The organism is Microbacterium sp. AK009 (genome assembly GCF_013410955.1).
Lineage (GTDB): Bacteria > Actinomycetota > Actinomycetes > Actinomycetales > Microbacteriaceae > Microbacterium.
Genome location: NZ_JACCCG010000003.1, coordinates 73585 through 90589, shown reverse-complemented (window position 1 = coordinate 90589; position 17005 = coordinate 73585). Strand labels below are relative to the sequence as shown.

At 67.8% G+C, this 17005-nt stretch carries 15 protein-coding genes and 1 pseudogene; 10 read left to right on the top strand and 6 right to left on the bottom strand.

Annotated features, from left to right (window positions below; translation table 11 throughout):
* Window positions 1-35: 35 nt before the first annotated feature.
* The 3 genes from HDC37_RS07025 to HDC37_RS07015 form a co-directional block, all read right to left on the bottom strand.
* Window positions 36-1208 (bottom strand): mandelate racemase/muconate lactonizing enzyme family protein, encoded by a 1173-nt coding sequence (locus tag HDC37_RS07025; RefSeq protein ID WP_257021362.1) that lies wholly within the window; start codon window positions 1206-1208, stop codon window positions 36-38.
* 339 nt (window positions 1209-1547) lie between these two features.
* On the bottom strand, window positions 1548-2216 hold the full coding sequence (locus HDC37_RS07020) for a GntR family transcriptional regulator (protein WP_218869470.1): 669 nt from the start codon (window positions 2214-2216) through the stop codon (window positions 1548-1550).
* 118 nt (window positions 2217-2334) lie between these two features.
* Complete coding sequence (locus HDC37_RS07015; protein WP_179559703.1) at window positions 2335-2688, bottom strand: hypothetical protein; 354 nt, start codon at window positions 2686-2688, stop codon at window positions 2335-2337.
* Between HDC37_RS07015 and HDC37_RS07010 the strand changes: the two genes are divergently transcribed.
* From HDC37_RS07010 to HDC37_RS06970, 9 genes and pseudogenes are all read left to right on the top strand, one after another.
* Window positions 2682-2921 carry a hypothetical protein gene (locus HDC37_RS07010; protein ID WP_179559615.1) on the top strand — a complete coding sequence of 80 codons (240 nt, stop codon included), beginning with the start codon at window positions 2682-2684 and terminating at the stop codon, window positions 2919-2921. The genes HDC37_RS07015 and HDC37_RS07010 overlap by 7 nt on opposite strands.
* Window positions 2921-3274, top strand: a pseudogene (locus HDC37_RS07005) (tyrosine-type recombinase/integrase); the annotation flags it as partial. The gene HDC37_RS07010 and the pseudogene HDC37_RS07005, both read left to right, overlap by 1 nt.
* Window positions 3275-4229: 955 nt before the next feature.
* Complete coding sequence (mbhE, locus tag HDC37_RS07000; RefSeq protein WP_179559702.1) at window positions 4230-7004, top strand: hydrogen gas-evolving membrane-bound hydrogenase subunit E; 2775 nt, start codon at window positions 4230-4232, stop codon at window positions 7002-7004.
* Entirely contained in the window at window positions 7001-7459 is a 459-nt protein-coding gene (locus tag HDC37_RS06995) for a sodium:proton antiporter (RefSeq protein WP_179559701.1), read from the top strand. The genes mbhE and HDC37_RS06995 overlap by 4 nt, the downstream gene beginning before the upstream one ends.
* Complete coding sequence (locus tag HDC37_RS06990) at window positions 7456-8919, top strand: monovalent cation/H+ antiporter subunit D family protein (RefSeq protein ID WP_179559700.1); 1464 nt, start codon at window positions 7456-7458, stop codon at window positions 8917-8919. The genes HDC37_RS06995 and HDC37_RS06990 overlap by 4 nt, the downstream gene beginning before the upstream one ends.
* Entirely contained in the window at window positions 8916-9281 is a 366-nt protein-coding gene (locus HDC37_RS06985; protein ID WP_179559699.1) for a Na+/H+ antiporter subunit E, read from the top strand. Before HDC37_RS06990 ends, HDC37_RS06985 begins: the two co-directional genes overlap by 4 nt.
* A 4-nt stretch (window positions 9282-9285) precedes the next feature.
* Window positions 9286-9543 (top strand): monovalent cation/H+ antiporter complex subunit F, encoded by a 258-nt coding sequence (locus HDC37_RS06980; protein WP_179559698.1) that lies wholly within the window; start codon window positions 9286-9288, stop codon window positions 9541-9543.
* Window positions 9540-9980 (top strand): monovalent cation/H(+) antiporter subunit G, encoded by a 441-nt coding sequence (mnhG, locus tag HDC37_RS06975; RefSeq protein ID WP_179559697.1) that lies wholly within the window; start codon window positions 9540-9542, stop codon window positions 9978-9980. Before HDC37_RS06980 ends, mnhG begins: the two co-directional genes overlap by 4 nt.
* The gene (locus tag HDC37_RS06970) at window positions 9977-11110 is read left to right on the top strand and encodes a calcium/sodium antiporter (protein WP_179559696.1); all 1134 of its coding nucleotides are present in this window, start codon (window positions 9977-9979) and stop codon (window positions 11108-11110) included. Before mnhG ends, HDC37_RS06970 begins: the two co-directional genes overlap by 4 nt.
* A gap of 193 nt (window positions 11111-11303) precedes the next feature.
* Here HDC37_RS06970 and HDC37_RS06965 read toward each other — a convergent pair whose 3' ends face one another.
* Window positions 11304-11732: an IS30 family transposase gene (locus HDC37_RS06965; RefSeq protein WP_179560066.1), complete on the bottom strand. Its 429-nt coding sequence runs from the start codon at window positions 11730-11732 to the stop codon at window positions 11304-11306.
* Window positions 11733-12134: 402 nt separating this feature from the next.
* Here HDC37_RS06965 and HDC37_RS06960 point away from each other — a divergent pair, with 402 nt between their 5' ends.
* On the top strand, window positions 12135-12404 hold the full coding sequence (locus tag HDC37_RS06960; protein ID WP_179559695.1) for a MarR family winged helix-turn-helix transcriptional regulator: 270 nt from the start codon (window positions 12135-12137) through the stop codon (window positions 12402-12404).
* A gap of 120 nt (window positions 12405-12524) precedes the next feature.
* Here HDC37_RS06960 and HDC37_RS17385 read toward each other — a convergent pair whose 3' ends face one another.
* Window positions 12525-14147 (bottom strand): glycosyltransferase family 2 protein, encoded by a 1623-nt coding sequence (locus HDC37_RS17385; protein WP_179559694.1) that lies wholly within the window; start codon window positions 14145-14147, stop codon window positions 12525-12527.
* A 7-nt stretch (window positions 14148-14154) separates the two neighbouring features.
* Complete coding sequence (locus HDC37_RS06950) at window positions 14155-16983, bottom strand: cation-translocating P-type ATPase (protein WP_179559693.1); 2829 nt, start codon at window positions 16981-16983, stop codon at window positions 14155-14157.
* Window positions 16984-17005: the final 22 nt, after the last annotated feature.

The following is a 17005-nucleotide window of genomic DNA, read 5'->3' as shown; positions in this document are numbered from 1 at the left end:
TGAGCCCTCCCTGTTCAGCCGAATGAATGTCGTGGTCATCGCTCATCGCGGAATACCTCCACGCCGTAGTGCCCCTCGATGTTGGGGAAGCGCTGCTCCAAGTCGGGGATGAGCTCGAATCCCAGACCGTGACGATCGCTCAAATCAATTGAGCCTTCTCGCACAGGAGACCCCGCGGCCGCGATGCCCCACTTCAGCGGCCCCTGAACCATGCACTCCTCCACCATCGGGGCGTTCGGCAGGGCGGCTACGGCGTTGGCGTTGGCCATGGCCATCAAGCCGTTGTGCCAGGAGTGAGGTATCACCTGCACTCCGACCGACTCCGCCGTCCGGCCGACGAGGCACAGCTCGGTAATGCCCATGACGCCGGCGTCCGGCTGCACGATGTCGAGAAGACCGTACTCCAGCCACGGCCGATACTGCTCGTGACTCGAGAAGGACTCGCCTCCCGAGATCGGCAGAAATGTGTGCCGCTTCAGTTCCGCATAGAGGGCAAGATCGGTGTTCGGGAAGGGCTCTTCGAGGAAGGGAGCGCCGCGCGACTCCAAGCCGCGCGCGAGTTCAATGGCTTCCTCTAGGCCGAGCCGGCAATTCGCATCGACGGCGATCCTGACCCCGGGCCCCGCCTCCGCGAGCGCCTCGTCGTACAAGTCGAGGAATCGGCCCGGTGTGACTCGGTCCCATCTCCAGGCCGTTCCGAGGCGGACCTTCACGGTGTCGTAACCGGCGTCGACGTAGTCCCTGACGTCCTCCACCAAGACGTTCGGGTCTTTACGCCAGTCGAACCGCACGCCCCCGGACGCGTACACCTTGACCCGGTCGTCCGCATCGGGATTCAGCAGTCGCGCGACACTCGCCCCCCGGATCTTGCCCCGAGCGTCCCAGATCGCGCAGTCGATGCCAGCCGCGGCGAAGTCGTGAGAAGACCCAACGCGGCCGATCGTCGCCGTACCGTTCGGGCGTGGCACCGCCCGATCGTTGAAGAGATCCGCTCCGATGAGATCGCGGCTGAGCCACTCGACCCAGTCAGCGATCATCGCAGGGATGCCGTACGGAGACGCCTCCCCGATCCCTACCGTGCCGTCTTCGAGCTCGACGGCGACCACGACCAGGTCGGCCTTGATGCTGCGGTAGCGGTCGGTGATCCACTGCTCACCCGTGGAGTGCAACCGCGAGGCGAGAGTCGTCCGAACACTACGGATCCTCATTGGCTATCCCTTCTTCGCCGCGGCCGTCTGTCCGGCGACGAGGTGTTTCTGTGCGAACAAGTCCGCCCACTCCTGGGCGGCCTGGAGCCGAACTCCGTCGACCCATACAGTCACGGTCGCATCGGGGTCTTGCGCAACATCCTCGACCGTGGAGCTGCAACCCCGCCAGCACTGCCGCCACACCGGTCGCGGCGACGATCGCCGCGCGCGAACCAGGTTCGCTCTCATCAGCAAGCTACTTCTTCTCCGCACCGCCACGATTTCCTCGACTATCGCCTATCGATTAGCGATGAGAACAGTATGGCTAATCCAGGCTCGATCGTCAACTGAAAAGAAGGATCAAGGAGCGTTGGTCTGGCCGGGCGTCAGAGCGCCGGACGCATGAGCGCGGAACATCTCGCCCGCGCGGTCGGCCTCGCCAGACCGCAACACGTCGACGAGATCGGCGTGCCATTGCACCATCGTTTCTCCGGAATCCGCGAACGCCGGATCGCCAATCGCCCTCTGCGATATCAGCGCCGGCTGGAGCGCCGACCAAACCCGTTGCAGAACCGGCTGGCGAGCTAGCTCGAGTGCGCGAGTGTGAAACTCCATGTCGCACAGGCGGAAGGTAGCCCAGTCGTGTCTCGCGACGGAATCCTGCATCTTCTCTACAACGCGGTCGAGATCGGTGAGCTCCTCCTCGGTCACCGCACGCGCCGCCAGTTGTGCTCCCAGCTGCTCGACCACTGCACGCAGCTGCCGGGCAACCTCGAATTCGTCGCGGGAGAACTCGGTGACGTAGCTACCCCGGCGGGGCGCGGACACGACGAGACCTTCATGGACGAGGCGCTTCAGGGCTTCGCGGACGGGGGCCTGGCTTACTTCGAGATTGCGAGCAAGCTCCGACTCAACAAGACGTGAGCCGGGCCGACGAGATTTATCGAGTATCGACGAGCGAAGGAGCTCGTATACCTGATCGGAGAGGAGCCCTCGCGAAATGGACTCGCTGCGCATGGCCTGTCCCATCGATGGTTCCGAACGATTATCGATCAGATCATAGTTGCAAACCTGACGCGCTGTGTCGACTGCGCAGCAGCGCCACGGTAGGAAGACTTACGCCCGGGGGGTGCCCCTATGTCTTTCGTCAAGCCCGATTGCTGATCGCGAGCCTATTGAGTGATGCGAATGTTGTCTGCGTTGCCGAGCTCGTGTAGGTGCTTGGTGATGCTCGCGCGGAGTGCGTCGTGCTTGGTGGTGAGCGCGTTGCTGGGTTCTTCCAGCTGACGAGGTCGTAGAGCCAGACGGGACGCCAGATCAGTTCCGGGGGTTCCCATTCGTAGCGGGGCCAGATGTGAGCGTGTACGAAGGCGTCCGCGTTGCCCAAGATGTCATTGTTGGTGCGCCGGAACTGCGGGTCGGCTTCGTGGCAGGCGCGTTCGATTGCAGTGGCGAGAAGGTCGGCGTCGGTGAGGAACACCTGACGGGGCGACCATGACATGGGAGGACGCGACACTGCCCGTGGGTTCCGCGTTGCGGATTGCTCCTGCGTTCCAGGCGAGCGCCATCGACGAAGCCGCTGGTATCGAGACATCGTTGCACGCCCGGTACCGCGCATTCGAGGGTCGCTACCTTTTCAGCGAGGTCAACAATCGCGCGCTCCGCGCCGACGTCGAGGTGAACAACCTCGTAGTTCGGCGAGTGCCGATTCGGGGCATAGTTCAGATCACCTAAGGCTGCCCAATTCGAGAGACGGGTGGTTCGCCGCCGCCGTGCGGCGCGCGCAAGCAATTGACCCGGACATGCCTCGTACATCTCCGCACGACCTTCGCCACACCGCAGCGAGCCTCGCGATCAGCGCCGGCGCAAACGTGAAGGCCATTCAGAGAATGCTCGGTCACGCTAGTGCGGCCATGACGCTCGACACCTACGCAGACCTCTTCGATGACGACCTTGACTACGTCGGCCAGGCGCTGAGCCGAGCACGAGACAGTCAACGGACGATCAAGATCGGCGAGGCCGGCTTCGGACGCCCGACAAGCCTTCGTGGGTGGCCGGAACTCGGCCCCGGCCAGCGCTCTCGCTGACCGTCTTCGAGGCACGCAGCCCTCACGCCGACCGGTGAGAGAGCCGGTCTTTCTCACTTGGCTTCCCAGAGCAAGAAGAAACCCCCGCGATCCCAGTGTTTGCAGGGGTTCGACAGGGGCTTCAACAGTGGCGGTGACGGTGGGATTTGAACTCATATCCCGCGGTCTTTCATGGGTGTGCGAGGGCGCGCTCGCCTGTGTTTGCGCGGAAGTCGACCTTTCGCGGGTGTGCTGGAAGCAGTCGATCGCGACACGATCTTTCTCACGGGTTTACCCGCGGCGATGCAGATGTCCGGCGGTCGCGACTCGGGCGTCGGGCCAGTCGGAGGTGAGGTAGGCCTCGACCACGGTGGCGGAGCGCGACGGGCGTCTGCGGTCGATGATCCCTCCCGGTCGCCTCACAGCACCAGACACCCATCCTTCGGGTTTTCCCCGGGGATGAGGTGGCCCGGTCAGCGAGACGCTGGGCGACTACGGGGTAATCGACTCTGTCGTCGAAGATGAGAACGGTCACCTCCCCGACGCCGGCACGCACGAATGCTCGGGTCCGCTGCAGCATCGCACTGGTGAGCCCGCCGATGCGGTCCGGGATCGTCCAGGCAAGGGTGAAGTAGCGCCCCGAGGGAAGGTTGCCCGGCGTCATCCGCTCAGCTCCTCTTTTCTTCTCCTTCGAGTCCACCAGAGCACGCGGCGGCTGTCCACTGCGCCCGGAACGGGTGAGCGCTCTCGAGGTCCCCACCGAGGCGACGGGGATCGAACCGGGCGCCCGGAACCGCGCTCCGAGAGCGGAACCGCCCTTTCATAGGAAACGCCAAGGGTTTCTTGATCGTTTCGTTCACGTGATCGGGTCCGTCGAGGTCCGCGGCGCCTCGGTCGTTCCGATACGATCCGATGCAGTTGCGCTCACGTCACCGCCTTCCCGGGTGCGGACGCACCTGGTGAAGGGAGTTCGCGGGTGTCATTGCTGGTGCCGTTCGCCGTGATGACGTTGGCGGCGGTGCTCGCCTTTCCGCTGGCGCGGACGATGGGCCGTAACGCGGGGTATCCCCTGTCGGGTGCTTTCGTTCTGGTGCTGGGTCTGCTCCTCGTCTTCGCGCCCGATGCGCTGGCGGGGAGCGTCGATGCGGAGCTCGTGTGGCTGCCGTCGCTGGACGTGGCGCTGAAGCTGCGGATGGACGGCCTCGGTCTGCTGTTCGCTGTGCTCATCCTCGGCGTGGGCGCGCTGGTGATGGCGTACGCGGCCCGCTACCTCGGTGACGATCAGAGTCACGGCCGGCTGTTCGTGCTCCTGACCGTCTTCGCGGCCGCGATGCTGATGCTCGTGCTCGCCGCCGACCTGGTGCTGTTGTACGTGGCATGGGAGTTGACGACCGTGTGCTCGTTCCTCCTGATCGGCGGGACGGGGCGTGGCAGACGTCAGGCGACGCGTGCCCTGGTGATCACCGCGGCGGGCGGGCTGGCCCTGCTGATGGCGGTCGTCCTGGTCTTCGTGACCCTCGGAACGACCTCTCTCGCCACGGTCCTCGATCGGGCGGACGTGCTCCGCGACTCCTCCGCGGCGCCGTGGATCGCGGTGCTGGTCCTGATCGCCGCGTTCACGAAGTCTGCGCAGGTGCCGTTCCATTTCTGGCTCCCCGACGCGATGGTCGCGATCACGCCCGTCAGCGCGTACCTGCACGCGGCAACCCTGGTCAAGGGTGGGATCTACCTGCTGATGAGGTTCTCGCCGGTGTACGCCGAGACCCTGGGGTGGACCGCGACGCTCCTCACCGTGGGACTGGTGAGCGCGGTGATCGGTGCCGTGCTCGCGCTCAAGCAACACGACCTGAAGTCGTTGCTGGCGTATTCGACGGTCAGTCAGCTGGGCTGGATCATCGCGCTCATCGGCCTCGGCAACGTCGACGGTCTCGCCGACGCCGCGCTGCACACCTTCGCCCACGCGCTGTTCAAAGCGACGCTGTTCATGCTTGTCGGGATCATCGACCGGGAAGCCGGCAGCCGAGACATCCGCAAGCTCTCCGGCCTCTACCGCGTCATGCCCGTGACCGCGACCCTGACCGCGCTGGCCGCGTTGTCGATGGCTGGAGTGCCTCCACTGCTGGGATTCGTCTCGAAGGAGGAGGCGTACTACGCCTTCTGGGAGTACTCCGCCGCGCCGGGGATCAATGTGCTGCTGTCCGTCGCGGCCGTCGCAGCTGCGACGCTGACCTTCGCGTACAGTTTCCGCCTCATGTGGGGGGCGTTCGCGGGGCCGCTCGAGCAGCCGAACCTGTATGAACCGCGGTGGAGCTTCCTCGCCCCTGCGATGGTGCCCGCCGTGGCCGGACTCGTTCTCGGGGTGGGCGTCAGCACGCTGAATCCGCTGATCGACGCCACGGTGATCGACACCCTCGGGCAGGAGGGGAATTCGGACCTCGCCCTGTGGCACGGTGTCTCGGTACCCGTCGCCCTGTCGGCCGTCACGATCGCCGGCGGCATCGCGCTGTTCCTCCGACGCGACCAGGTCGATGCCTTCCTCCACCGCTGGAACCTGCCGCTGCGGGGACGAGACCTCTACGACCGCGCGTACAGCGGCCTGTTGGCGCTCGGGCAGTGGTCTGCGGCCCCGGCACGGGCTGCCTCACCTGCCGCCCACCTCGCGTATCCGATCGGCGTCCTCCTGGTCGCGGCCCTCGGCTTCGTCCTCGTCGCCCGACCCGTCCCGCCGGTCATCCCCGGCACTGCGGCAGCGGTCGATGTCGGAGTGATCGTCGCGCTCACCCTCGCCGTTGCCGGACTGTGCGTGGTTCGTTCCCGACTTGCCGCACTGGCGCTGGTCGGAGTGGTCGGTCTGGCGGTGGCGGTGTGGTTCCTCATCGTGGGTGGTGTCGATCTGGTGATGACCCAGCTCCTCGTCGAGGTGCTAACGGTCGTCGTCGCGGTGCTCGTGGTGCGGCGCCTGTCAGCGGTCATGGAGCGCCCCTCCGGTCGTCGCCGCCTCGGCGCCGCGGCGATGGCGGTGCCCGCAGGTGTCGCGGCGTTCGCCGCCACGTACGCTCTCACCGGCCGACGGGAGATCTCGCCGGCCGGGGACTTCTTGCTGCGCGAGGGTCCGGAGCTGTCGGGTGGCACCAACGTCGTCAACACCGTCCTGGTCGACTTCAGAGGACTCGACACCCTGGGAGAGGCGACGGTGCTCGTCGTCGCGGCCGTGGCGCTCCTGGGCGCCCTGGGCTCCGCTCGCCCTCCATCTGCCCTCGGTACCGCGACCGACGGCGTCGGGAGCGTCACCGCCCTGCCGACCCGGGAGGAGCGGCTGGGGAACGCCGCTCCCTTCCAGACCGTCTCGGTCGTCGTCGGACCGGTCGTCGTCGCGCTCTCGCTCTTCCTGCTGTGGCGGGGGCACAACGATCCCGGCGGCGGCTTCATCGCTGCTCTCGTCGGCGGCGCGGGCGTCGCCCTGGCGAGCCTCGCTCCTTCCCGGAGCCGCTGGGCCCGTCTGCCTGCGCAGCCCTTGCTGGCGTCGGGCCTGCTCGTCTGCGTCGGAACGGGGCTGGTCGGCGTGATCGACGGCTCCTTCCTCCGGCCGCTTCGCACCTCGGTCGAGCTCGGCGGGTTCAGTCAGACCCTCACCACGTCGCTGGTCTTCGACGTCGGTATCTACCTGTGCGTGATCGGGCTCGTCGTCACCGCCATCGGCCGCCTGGGCGCGCGAAGCGGCACACCGCAGGAAGCGGGGGCGCCGCGATGACCTCCGCCATCGCCGTCGCGGTCCTGGTCGCAGGCGGCATCTACCTCGTCCTGCAGCGCGACCTGCTCCGGGTCATCCTCGGTTTCGTGCTCCTCGGCCACGCCGCGAACCTCGTCCTCCTCGCCGCCGGTGGCACCGACCGCCGGCAGCCGCCCTTCATCTCGGCCGACGGCGATCCCTCAGGCATCGCCGACCCGCTTCCCCAAGCGTTCGTTCTCACCGCGATCGTCATCGCCTTCGCGATCACGGTCTACCTCATCACGCTCGCAGGAGCGCCGGCGAAAGACGACGGATCGGACGACGACGCCACCGATGGCGATCGCAATGCCGTCGGCATGCCGGCGGATGCCGCCTCGCGGGCCGATCCCACCGAGGGTGCCGGTGAATCGGCAGACGACGATCCCCGCGGCCCCGATGTGGCAGACACCGGGCGGGGGGGTGCAGGCGCACCGTGACCATTCTTCTCCCCCTCCTCCTGGGCGTGCCGCTCGGCGCAGCAGGGCTCTGCCTGGCGGTGCCGTCATCCCTGGTCCGGCGCGCCGTGCTGTGGCTGACCACTGTGGGGGTGCTGGGCTTCGCCGTGTGGGCGCTGACGCAGACCGCGGACGGTTCGGTTCTTGCGCATCAGGTCTCCGGCTGGCCGGAGGGAATCGCGATTCCCTACGTGATCGATGCCTTCAGCGCGCTTCTGCTCTCGGCGTCGGCGTTCCTGGTGCTCATCTGCTGCGTGTACGCCGCGGCCTCCGGCGAAGACCGCGACACCTTCTTCCCTCCCCTGGTCCTCGTGCTGTCCGGCGGCGTCTACGGGGCATTCGTGACCGGTGACCTGTTCCATCTGTTCGTGATGGTCGAAGTCGCCCTGGTGCCCTCCTACGTGCTCCTCACCCGGTCCGGGTCGGCACGATCCGTGCGAGCCGGTCGCGTCTACGTAACGGTGAACCTGTTCATCTCGACCACCCTGCTGCTGGGTATCGGCCTGGTGTACGGGGTGACCGGAACGGTCAACCTCGCCGAGCTCGCCGGTGTGGCCGCGGAGTCGCCCGCCGCCGGAATCGCGATGGGCGTGGTCCTGATCGCTCTGGCGGGCAAGGCGGCCATGGTGCCGGTGCACTGGTGGCTGCCGCGCACGTATCCGTTCGCATCGCCTTCGATCAGCGCCCTCTTCTCGGGGCTGCTCACCAAGATCGGCGTGTACGGCCTGTTCCGCGTCTACGCGGTCGCCTTCGGAGTCGACGAACGGTTGCAGGCCATCATCCTGACCGTGTGCGTCGTGGGGATGGTCGTCGGGGTGCTGGGCGCGCTGGGGTCGTCCGGCATGCGCGCGATCCTGTCGTTCCACATGTCCAGCCAGGTCGGCTACGTGCTCATCGGCCTCGGGCTATTCACCCTCGCCGGGCTGGGTGCGAGCGTGTTCTACCTGGTGCAGTACATGATCGCGAAGACGGCGCTGTTCCTCGCCGTCGGGGCCGTGGAGCGCGTCACCGGGTCGGGTGACCTCCGACGCCTGGGGGGCATCGCGCGCCGTTCTCCCCTGCTGGCGGCAGCGTTCCTCGTTCCCGCGCTCTCGCTCGCCGGCATTCCGCCGTTGTCGGGCTTCGTCGCGAAGTTCGCCCTGGTCGTCGCCGCCGCGGACGCCGCGGCATGGGTCGCGGCGGGTGCGGCTGTGGCCGTGAGCCTTCTCACTCTGCTGTCGATGCTGAAGATCTGGAACGGCGCGTTCTGGGGAGACGAACCCGCGCCCGCCCCGGCCCCTCCCCCGCCCGTCCCCGTGCGCCTGATACTCCCGGTGCTGGCGCTGTCGGTGCTGAGTGTGGTCTTCGGCGTCGGCGCGGAGCCGATGCTGGCGCTGTCGGAGACGGCGGCGACCAATCTCCTCGATCTGTCCCCCTACATCGAAGCGGTGACCGGACGATGAGAGCACTGGGGAGTCACCTCGCCCGTCTGGGTCGGATGCTCGGATTCCTGCTGTGGTTCGCGGGGCTCGTGGTCAGCGCGTCGATCGAGGTCGCCGTGGACGTGCTCACCCCGCGCAGTCGACTGGCCATCGGCGTCATCGCGTTCCCCCTGCGGTGCGCCACGCGAGGAGAAGTGTCCACGTTCGCGGCCCTGGTCAACCTCACCCCGGGCACCCTCACCCTCGCGATCCGCGACGGTGACCCACCGCAGTTGTACGTGCACGCGATGTACGCTCCCGACCGTGATGCCTTGATGGCCGACCTGGAGAAACTGGAATCTCGGTACCTTGCAGCCGTGCGGCTGAGAACGGGAAAGAAGTGATCACGTGACGCTCGAGAACCTGCTGCTGGCCGCGCTGCTGCTGACGCTTCCGCCCGCCGTCTGGCGGCTGATCTCCGGCCCTACCGACGCGGACCGGGCGGCCGCAGCCGATTTCGTCTTCTTCGCCTTCATCGCCGCGATCGCGCTGCTGTCGCTGAGCACCGACAACCCCGCCCTCGTCGACATCGTGCTGGTGGCAACGCTCACCGGATTCCTCGCCACCGTCGCGCTGGCGCGGATCGTCGATCGGTCCCGGCCATGATCGATCTGCTCGCCGCCGGCCGCGCACTCGGATACGCCGCGGTCGCCGCGGGAATCCTCCTGTTCGCCGTAGCGGCCCTCGGTCTGCTCCGCCTTCCCGATGTGTACACCAGACTCAGTGCGGTCACCAAAGCCGCCACCCTCGGGGTCTGTCTCGTGCTGCTCGGGGCACTCCTGATCGAGCCGTCGTGGCGCACCGCCATCCCGCTTCTCCTCGCCGTCGCGCTCCAGCTGATCACCTCACCCGTGGGTGGGTTCGCCCTCGGGCGCGCGGCGTACCGGGCCGGCGTGTCACTGAACACCCGCGCCCACTACAACGACCTCGCACGCGACGAGGCCCTGCCCGAAGAGGCCCTGCCCGAACCCCGCGCGAGCGACACCGAACACCATTTTCCGGACGACACCGGCAACCACCCGACAAGAAGGCCGCCCCAATGAACATCCTCGACATCGGCTCCATCATCCTGGGACTGGTCATCCTGATCGCCGGCGGTGAAGCGCTCGTCCGCGGCGCGTCGGGCCTCGCCGCCCGGCTGGGTGTGCCGTCCCTCGTCATCGGCCTCGTCATCGTGTCAGCGTCCACGAGCGCTCCCGAACTCTCCGTCACCATCGGCGCCGTGCTCGACAACGAACCCGACCTCGCCGTCGGCAACGCCGTCGGCAGCAACATCGTGAACGTGCTCCTCATCCTCGGTCTGTCGGCTCTCATCCTGCCGCTGGCCGTGAAACGTCGACTGGTCCGCTTCGACGTGCCGGTCATGGTGGGAATCAGCGTGCTGCTCCTGCTGCTCGCGCTCGATGGTGAGATCAGCCAATGGGACGGGGCGCTGCTCCTCGCCGCGGCCACGGCTCACGTCGTCCTCAGCTTCACCATGAGCAGGGGCGACAGCGCAGATCAACCGAGGAGATCAGGCGGTGACGATTCCGCCGCACCCCCCCGCCCCCGACGGAAGGGCCTGCTGTACGGGGTTCTGCTGATCGTCCTGGGCATCGGCCTCCTCGTCGTCGGCGCGCGGCTGCTGGTGACCGGCGCCACGAACATCGCCGCAAGCCTGGGCGTGTCGAGTCTGATCATCGGTCTGACCGTGGTGGCCATCGGAACGTCGCTGCCCGAACTCGCCACCTCGATCATCGCCGCCCTCCGCGGCGAGCGCGACATCGCCGTGGGCAACATCGTCGGCAGCAACATCTTCAACCTGGGATTCGTGCTGGGTCTGCCCGCCGTCTTCTTCCCCGCGGGTATCCCCGTTGCCGACGCCGCGATCGCCCTCGACATCCCCCTCATGATCGCCGCGGCCGTCGCGCTCGTCCCGATCGCCTTCACCGGCTTCGCGATCAAGCGATGGGAGGGCGCTGTGTTCGTGCTCCTCTACATCGCCTACACCGTGTACCTCGTGCTCGCGGCGACGCAGCACGACGCGCTCAGCGGGTTCACTCTTGTCATGCTCTACTTCACGCTGCCTCTTCTCGCCGTCACGCTCATCGCCGTCACGGCCTACGAGATGGGTGTGATCCGCGCACGACGGAACTACCTTCAGACCAATCCTCCATCGACGAGGAGCACCTGACATCTCGGTTTAGAGCGTCTCGGGTCAAAGGGGGTCAGCGTCGTTCTCCGCGACTGCACACCACCACCAGCCGCAAATCGACACCGCTGAACCAGGTGACCACGACCGGAACGAAGGGCCGCGATCGGCGAGGCGTCGGTTGTGTCGGCGACGGTTGATCTCGAGGCCATAGCGCCGGCTTGTATTCCAGTAGTCATCGCAACGAGAGCGGATTCTCGGAGGGTAGCAGTGCCTCGAAGAGGTCGGCTGGCGCTCGATCACCGAGGGTGATGCTGGGCCGGCGGTTCAGCTCGTTCTCAACGCGTGCGAGGTCACGGGCGGTGTGAATGGAGAGGTCGGTGGACTTCGGGAAGCACTGGCGGAGGAGTCCGTTGGTGTTCTCGTTCGATCCTCGTTGCCACGGGCTGGCGGAGTCGCAGAAGCAGATCCGCGTTCCGGTCGCCTGGGTGATCTTGAGGTGTCGGGCCATCTCCGTGCCCTGATAGGATGTCACCGTCCGCCGCAACGGTGGCGGCAGCTCGTTGAGAGTTCTGACGAGCGCGTGCAGGAGCTCCGTCGAGTTGTGCGCGGGAAGGTGCAGGAGCTTGACGAACCGGGTCTGCCGTTCGACAAGGGTGCCGATCGGCTATGCGGGCCGACGATGAGGTCTCCTTCCCAGTGACCGGCGACTGACCTGTCGGTCGGTTCGAAGTCGCGGTCGTGAACAGAGAGCATTGGCTGGGCGAATTGTCGTCGAGTGCGGACCTGCCGGCTCTGACCGTGTCGATGATCGCGCCCAGTGCGCAACGGTGACGGCTTAGATTTTCGGATGATGCCCGAGTCCGTTCGGTAGATCGCTTGATAGATCGTCTCCGTCGCCGCCCGCGCGGTCGGATTCCCCGGGTGGGTGAGTTTGAGCGAACGGGAGATCTGCTGCGGGCTCCATCGCTCCTGCAAGCGCGCGAACACGAACGCGCGTAGCGCGGCATCTGTGCTCCAAGCCCTGGGGCGCGCGTAGCAGAGTGCGATTGCCGGCGTTCTGCGCGTGTCGCGTGCCGCGGTCACCCAGCGACTTGCGGCATTCACCGCCCTGGGATGGGTCGAGGTGCGTCCGTACCACTCCGACGGGCGAACCAATCTGGTGTCCCTCACCGCGGCCGGAGCCGACCTCATCACCTCAGCCTGGCAGGGCTTGGCGGCCTCGGACGATGGAGCGGACGACGGCGTGGATCTCGTTCAACTTCAGCGCAGCCTCGAGCGCGTGATCGGCAACGTCGAGCGCCACGTCTCCCAGCTCGACGGGGGACGACGGTGAGTCTGATGGCAGCGACGACGGCCGGCGAGAAATGGTTGTGGAAGCCCCCTGCCTCCTCCTCCGACAACGGCACCGTGATCGGGTGGTCGTCGAAGTGAGAAGTAATGGCGCGGTTGCCGTTCATCGTTTCGGCGCGCGTGAGAGCAGACGGCGCCCGACGCGGCGCGCCCAGCGCGGCAGCAACCGGTGAGGGAGAGTGCGCGCAGCCCGCGGGAGGCGCGCCTGCTGGCGCAGCCAGCCCCCCGGGGTTCGGTCGCGGCGGAGGACAAGGTCACCCGCAGGGCCGACCTCCACCACGCATCCCGCGCCCCGGAGGAGGTCGCCGGGTGGACGGGCGGCGACCCGAAGCGGCACCGTGAACGCCCAGCCCGCCCGGCGCACGTGCGCGCGGAGGGCCACTCGCTCCGCGGGCTCGTGCGCGCCGAAGATCTCCACCGGGTCGAGCACGACGGTGACCGCACCGGGCGCCGTCGGGCGTGTCGCGCGGCGGAGGTCGATACCGGTTCCGGCGCCGCGAATTCCGACCTCGACGCGGTCGCGCCGCAGATCATGCGTGGCGTCGAGGACGGGCCCTGGGAGCAGGTCTGGGGCGATGTCCTCTGGCAGCCGGAGGTACCGGTGATGCTCCGGTCCGGCGGGAGAGTCGAAGAGGAACGCGTCGGTGCCGTCGCGCTCGACGGTGGCCCGCAGGGTCATCCGCAGCCGGCCGGAGCGGGTTGATCGGATCTCGACCACCTCGGCCCGGCAGGTCACCGCCCCTTCCCACGCACAGAAGCGGATCAGGTCGTCCCGCCTTCCGCCGCGCAGGAGCGCGGAACGCACCCGGAACGGCAGTGCGAGCCCCGCCTCGACGCCGGGGCCGAACCTGTCCCGCGCGATGGGAGTCACGACGTCGAGGAATCCGGCCAGGTACTCCGGGGGGTAGCGCACGACGCGGCGTCCCTCCAGTCGCTGCAGGATCTTCCCCCGGTACCAGTGCCTGAGCAGCCGGTCGCGAACCTCACCCGGATCGGTGTTCGCCTCGACGAGGTCGAGGACGGCGAGGAGGTGCGGGAAGTAGATGACGGGGTCGATGCGCGACGAGCTGGCACTGCCGCGGTGTTTCACCCAGTAGTAGCAGGGGCTGCTGGCGAGGACCGAGATGACGGATGCGGCGAAGTAGGCCGCCACGACGAAGAGGTGGTCTTCCAGTCGCACGCGGCCGTCGGGGAATCGGATGCCGTGCGCGCGAAGGAAGGCGACGCGGAACAGTTTGTGCGGGGTGAGCAGCTCCAGCAGCGGATCGACGTCGAGGTGCGCGTGGGGAATGTCACGGGCGAAGATCGCCCGTGGGATGTCGCGGCCGATGCCGAGGACGCGGCCGATGACCACGTCGGAGCGGTGCCGGTCGGCGTAGTCGCACATGCGCTCCAGCGCCTCGGGGGGAAACCTGTCGTCCTGGTCGGCGAAGAAGACGTACTCGCCCTCCGCCGCGTCGATTCCGTGGTTTCGCGGGGTGCCCGGCCAGCCGGTACGGGCAAGCGTCAGCACTCTCACGTTGGCCCGTGTGCGGGCCGCTGCCGCCAGCCTGGCGCGGGTGGCCTCGTCGGAGCCATCGTCGCAGAGGATGACTTCGAACGCGTCTGCGCCCAGGCTCTGACCGTCGAGCGAGGCCAGGAGCTCGTCGAAGCCGGCGCCGGGATTGTAGACCGCCACCACGACGCTCACCCGGAGCCGAGGGCTCGCTTGTGGAGACGACGTCATGGCACGGTCATCTCCTTTCGGCGGGCACCCGCTTCGGTTCGGCGAGGGTCAGCGGGTGGGTCCGTGCGCGGATCGCCTTCTCGATCTCCATGACCACGAGGGCCGCGACGGCGACCGCCACCGCCCACCCGAGCAGGGTCGCATCGAGCGCGACCGTCTGGAAGACATCCTGCAGGAACGGGACGTAGACCACGGCGAGCTGGAGCACGAGCGCGGCGACGAGCATGCCGATGAGGACGCGGTTGCCGCGCACACCGGTCCGCCAGACCGGCTCGCGGAACGACCTCGCCGACAGCGCCCGGAGCAGCTGAACGAATGCCAGAGTGGTGAACACCATCGTCGCGACGAGGAGCTGGGCGCCCGGTGACTGCTGCGACCCGCCGGTGGCCTGATAAGTAACGTAGCCGACAAGGATCATCGCGGCACCCAGGATCGGGCCGATGATCGCGATGTGCATGCCGATGCCGCGACTGAAGATGCTCTCCGTCGGCGCGTAGGGCCGACGGCGCATCGTGTCGCGCTCGGGCCGCTCCACCCCCATGCCGAGGCCGAGCAGACCGTCGGTGAGCAGATTCGAGAAAAGGATCATGATCGGAACGAGCAGGAGGGGCAGGCCGAGCAGCGGCGGGATCGCCACCACCAGGACCTTGGCCACGTTCCCCGAGATGGAGAACTGGACGAACCGCCGGACGTTGTCGTAGACGACCCGGCCCTCCTCGACGGCGGCCACGATCGTGGCGAAGTTGTCATCGAGGAGCACGACCTCGGCCGCCTCCTTCGCGACATCGGTTCCCGAACCCATGGCCACGCCGATGTCGGCCTTCTTCAGCGCCGGGGCGTCGTTCACACCGTCGCCGGTCATCGCCACGATCTCGCCGTTCGCCTGCAGTGCCTCCACGATGCGGAGCTTGTGCTCCGGGGAGACCCGGGCGTAGACCGAGACCTCGCGTACCGCCTCCCGGAGCTGCTCGGGGGTCATCCGGTCGAGGTCGCGACCGGTGATCACCCGGGCGTCGGGCGCCGCCATGCCGAGATCGGCCGCGATGGCCCGCGCGGTGAGGGGATGGTCACCCGTGATCATGACCGGACGGATGCCGGCGGTGCGGCAGGTCGCGACAGCATCCCGTGCCTCCGCACGCGGAGGATCGACCATTGCAACCAGGCCGAGGTAGACCAGGTCGTCCTCGACGGACTCCTCGTCCTCCGGGACGGGGAGGGAATCCAGCCCCTTCCCCGTCACCGCGAGGACTCTCATGCCCTTCGCGGTATACGACTCGATCTCCTCGCGCAGGCGCACTCGCCCGGCCTCATCGAGTGGAGTCACCGCATCGTCGGCGAGGAGGGCCGTGCAGCGGTCGACCATGGCGTCGGCGGCCCCCTTCGTCAACGCCAGGTAGGCGGACGCGCCGGCGAGGCTTCGGAGCCCGGCGAGCGACTCGGCGTCCGCCGAGCCGACCTCGTGCACGGTGGTCATGCGCTTGCGCGCCGAGTCGAACGGGAACTCCGCCACCCGCGGAAACGACCGCTCCAGGGCGGGCTTGTCGAGGCCGTACCGAGCGGCAGCCACGACGAACGCGGCCTCGGTCGGATCTCCCACCGCATCGAGACCGTCATCGGTGTCGAGGATCGCGTCGTTGCAGAGCGCGCCGGCCACCAGCAGCGGGCCGAGTTCGCGGGCATCGTCCCCGAGGGTGAGCCGCGCATCGGCGCCTCGTTCGCGAAGCGCGTCGGCGAGGTCGGCCGACGCGGTCGGTGAACGCAGGACGGTCACCGTCATCCGGTTCTGAGTGAGCGTGCCCGTCTTGTCGGAGCAGATCACCGTCACCGAGCCGAGCGTCTCGACGGCCGGGAGCCTGCGGATGAGGGCCTTGCGCGCCAGCATGCGCTGCGCTCCCAGCGCGAGCGTGAACGTGAGCACGGCCGGCAGTCCCTCGGGCACGATGGCGACGGCGAGGCTCACCGCGGTGAGCAGCAGCACCGCGGTCTCTTCTCCCGTCGCGAGGCCGCTGAAGAACACGAAGGTGCCGATCGCGACCGCGACGAGAGCGAGGATCTTGGCGAGACCGTCGAGCCGGCGCTGCAGCAGCGTCTTCTCGTGCTTGACGTCCTGGATGAGCTCGGCGATCCGCCCGAGCTGCGTGCTCATCCCGGTGGAGGTCACGATCGCGCTCCCCCGCCCGAAGGTGATGGAGGTGCCGAGGTAGGCGAGGTTCGTTCGATCGCCCAGCGGCGTATCGGTGCCCGCAATGGGGTCGACGGTCTTGTCGACCGGCTCCGACTCGCCGGTCAGCGCGGCCTCCTGAGCGCGGAGGTTCACGCTCTCCACGACGCGCATGTCAGCGGGTACGACCGAGCCCGTCTCCAGCAGGACGAGGTCGCCGGGAACCAAGTCCCGCGCCGAGATCTCCCGCGGACGGCCGTCGCGCACGACCCGCACCACCGGCGCCGACATCTGCTTCAGCGCGGCGATCGCCTTCTGCGCCCGGTACTCCTGCACCACGCCGAGCACGACGAAGAGCACCACGATCGCCAGGATCGCCGCGGTGTCGTACGGGCGTCCGAGGGCCGCGGCGAGGATGCCCGCGAGCACCAGGATGACAATGAGGATCGAGGAGACCTGCTCCCAAACGATCTGCCCGACAGTGCGACCGGCCCGCTCCTGGAGTTCGTTCGGCCCGTAGCGCTGCAGCCGGTCGGCCGCCTCCGCGCTCGTCAGGCCCGACCGGAGGTCGGTGGCAAGACCCTCCGCGGTCTGGTCGACTGTCGACTCGTGCCAGTCGGTGCGCTCGCTGGAGGTCCCGGCCTCCGCGGCATCCCGGGGTGTGGATTGTGACATGGGGTCCTCCTCGGATCAGATA